Source organism: Rathayibacter rubneri (genome assembly GCF_023743255.1).
GTDB lineage: Bacteria > Actinomycetota > Actinomycetes > Actinomycetales > Microbacteriaceae > Rathayibacter > Rathayibacter rubneri.
This window is the reverse complement of record NZ_JAMRYM010000171.1, coordinates 1-3,504: the sequence shown is the minus strand read 5'-3', so window position 1 is coordinate 3,504 and position 3,504 is coordinate 1. Positions and strand designations below refer to the sequence as shown.

Here is a 3,504-nt window from a genome sequence, read left to right as displayed (position 1 = left end):
CCCTCCTCCCGCCCGTCGCCGACCGGCCCGCTCGCCCGCGCTTCACGGATCCGCCCCCGTTCTGATCGGAGCCGCCCGAGTCCCGACCGAGTGCTCTCGAGACAGCATTCGCGCCTTCTGCTGGAGAGGAAGCCCACCCCGATCGAGCCCTCCATCGACGCTCCGCGCTTCCTGCCGAACGAGCAGCCGCGCCTCGACGTCCCTGCTGCTCGAGCAGCCGCGCATGCACGTTCCCGCCGGCCGAGTACCCGCGCATCCGCATTCCCGCCGGCCGAGTACCCACGCATCCGCGGTCCCGCCAGGCGGGTCAACCGCGCGTCGATGCGCGTGCTGCTCGAGCAGCCATGCACCGCTGTTTCTGCTGGTCGGTCCGCCGCCGGTCGGCGCTCTCCCTGCTCGGATCGCTTCCCTTCGTGGCTCGTGCTGGCCGAGAGGCGCGCGTCGGTGCTCGTGCTGCTCGAGCCGCCGCCCGTCGACGTTCCTGCTGGTCGAGTAGCCGCGCAGCGGCGTATCGAGACCCGTCCGCCCACCGCCGCAACCCCGGCCCCGCCCCGCTCACCACCCACTACCCGCCGTGTGTCGATCATGTTTCGGCGCGCGACACGCGCTCGAAACACGACTCACCTAGGTTCCTGAGAGGGTTCACACGCCATTCCGAGGTCGACGAAGTCGAACGGGTGAGCGAGAGCCCCTGCACCTCTCCGCGCCACCTCACCGATCCACTCCGACACGGGAAGAACTCCGCTTGAGAATACGTACCGCCCTCGTCTCCGGTTGCGCCGCGCTCGCGCTCGCCTCCGGCGGACTCCTGGTCGCGCCCGCCGCGACGGCCACCACGCTGCCCGGCAGCACCTCGACCGCCACCGACTACAGCCGCGTGGACCTCGTCCGCCCGGCCGCCGCTCCGGCCTCGCTCGTCGAGCCCGAGTCGTACCCGGTGCGGACCCCGCTGACGGAGGTGCCGGTCGATCCGACCGACGCCTCGCTGGTCCGCGGAGTCACGCCCTACGACGCCATCGCGCCGATGCTCAACGACCTCGCCGAGAGCTCCGACCGCGTCTCGACGCAGGTCGTCGGGCAGTCCGCCCTCGGGCGCGACATCTACCTGGTCACTCTGACCGCTCCCGAGACCGCGGCCGAGACCGCGCAGCAGGAGCAGTGGCGCGACCGGCTCAAGTACGACCCCGCGAGCGCGAAGGCCGACGCCGAGCTGATGGCCGGCTACAAGGTGCCGACCTGGTTCAACGGCAACATCCACGGCAACGAGTGGGAGGGCACCGACGCGATCCTTAACTACATCGAGCGCCTCGCCACCGCCGAGGACGCCGAGACCGAGGAGCTCCTCGCCGGGAACCGCCTCTACTTCACGGTGACCAACAACCCCGACGGACGCGCGCTCGGCCAGCGGGCCGTCGCCACCGGCTACGACCCGAACCGCGACATGATCACCGGCGCGACGAACGAGTCGGCCGTCATCCGCGACCTCTCGAGCGTTCTGCAGCCCACGTACTTCATCGACATCCATGGCTACACCGGCATCCTGCAGGTCGAGCCGTGCGGCCCGCCCCACGGCGAGAACTACGAGTACGACCTCTTCCTGCCGCACGCGTACGCCACCGCGCTCGAGATCGAGCGCCGCGTCGTCGAGGCGGACGTGCCCGGCAACACCTACCTCGCGGCCGACGGCAGCGCGACGGAGGAGAACACCGGCAAGATCCTCATCCCCTACCGCGACATCCGCGCGGGCTGGGACGACTGGCCCCCGATCTTCGCCCCGCAGTACGTCGCCTTCCAGGGAGCGATCACGAACACGGTCGAGCTGCCCCTCGGGCGCACGGACGACGTGGCGCAGCACCAGGCCAACGCGGACATCGACATCGAGGTCGCCGACATCGTGATGGACGCGACCGTCGACTACATCGAGGCGAACCGCGACGCGCTGCTGACCAACCAGGTCGCGATCTTCGAGCGGGGCGTCACCGGCGCCCCCGCCGTCGAGATCCCCGCCGACGTCGCCCCGTCCGACCTCCCGGCCGGCACGCCGACCGAGTGGACCGAGATCTGGGACGAGACCGACGTGTACACGACCGAGTACCCGCGTGCCTACGCGATCCCGGTCGACGGCACCCAGCGCTCGACGTCCGACGCCGAGACCCTCGTCGCGCAGCTCCTCGCGCACGGCGTCGAGGTCGGCCGCACCACCTCCGAGATGACCGTCGAGGGCCGCACCTACGCGGCGGGCACCTACCTCGTCGACATGCACCAGAGCGTGCGAGGCCTCGCCAACGTCCTGCTCGCCGACGGCACCGACATCTCGAGCCGCGTGCCCGAGATGTACGACGTGTCGGCCTGGAGCCTCGCGCTGCTCTGGGGAGCCGACGTCCAGGCGCTCGGATCGACCACCGACGTCCTCCCGGACGTCCCCGTCGAGGCCGTCACCGAGGTCGTCCCCTCCGGCGCCGTCCCGAGCGGAGCCGACTACCTCGCCTTCGAGCCGCGCGGCGTGCTGGAGTACCAGGCCGTGAACGCGCTGCTGGCCGACGGCGTCGCGCTCGAGCAGTTCGAGGACGGCACGATCGCCCTCCGCGCCGATGACGCGGGCCTGGCAGCGGCCGAGGAGGCGGCGTCGGTCTTCGGCGTCGACTTCACCGCGACCACCGCCGAGCGGGTCCGCGACGAGGAGGGCACCGCGCTCGCGCCCGTGCGCGTCGCCTACTCCGGCTCCCACGAGGACCGCGACGCCCTCGCCAAGCTCGGCTTCGCCGACGCGGTCGCCGTGGACGCCGAGACGCTGACCACGGGGGAGGCGACCCTCGCCGACGCCGACGTGCTGCTGCTCGGTCGCGCGCTCTCCTTCACTCCGGAGCAGGCCGCGGGCCGCACCGCGGTCGAGGAGTTCCTGGCCGCGGGCGGCGACGTCGTGGGCCGCGGAGCCGCGGGCGCGTCGTTCGCGACCGACTTCGCCCTCGCGCAGCTCACCGCCACCACCGCCACCGGCGGCTCGAACGGCATCGTGTCGGTCGAGACCCCCGAGGGCGGCGTCCTCGGCGACTACCCGCAGGACACGGCGTTCGTCTCGCCCGCGATGTGGTTCTCGGACCTCGACGCGAGCGTCGCGGTCGAGCAGACCTACGGCGACTTCGTGGCCGGTCACTGGACCGACAGCGAGGGCGCGTCGCGCACCGACGCGGCCGGACAGGCGTCCGCCGTGTCGTTCGCGACGGAGTCGGGAACCGAGGCGTTCCTCTTCGGCACCTCGCCGGTCTTCCGCAACCACCCGGTCGGCGCGTTCAGCGACGTGGCGCGCGCCCTGCTCTCCGTCGTGCCGGAGGGCGCGGCGGTCGAGCTGCCCGCGACGCCTGAACCGACCGCGACGCCTGAGCCGACCGCGACGCCTGAGCCGACCGTCGAGCCCCCGGCGACCCCGGAGCCCACGGTCGAGCCGACGGCGACGCCCGAGCCCACCGCCGAGCCCACCGCGACGCCTGAGCCGACCGCGACGCC

1 protein-coding gene is annotated in these 3,504 nt (G+C 72.4%); it reads left to right on the top strand.

Going from position 1 to position 3,504, the window contains the following annotated elements; translation table 11 throughout:
- Positions 1–745: 745 nt before the first annotated feature.
- A partial coding sequence (locus NB037_RS18930) for a M14 family zinc carboxypeptidase (protein WP_251948531.1) occupies positions 746–3,504 on the top strand: 2,759 nt, incomplete at its 3' end.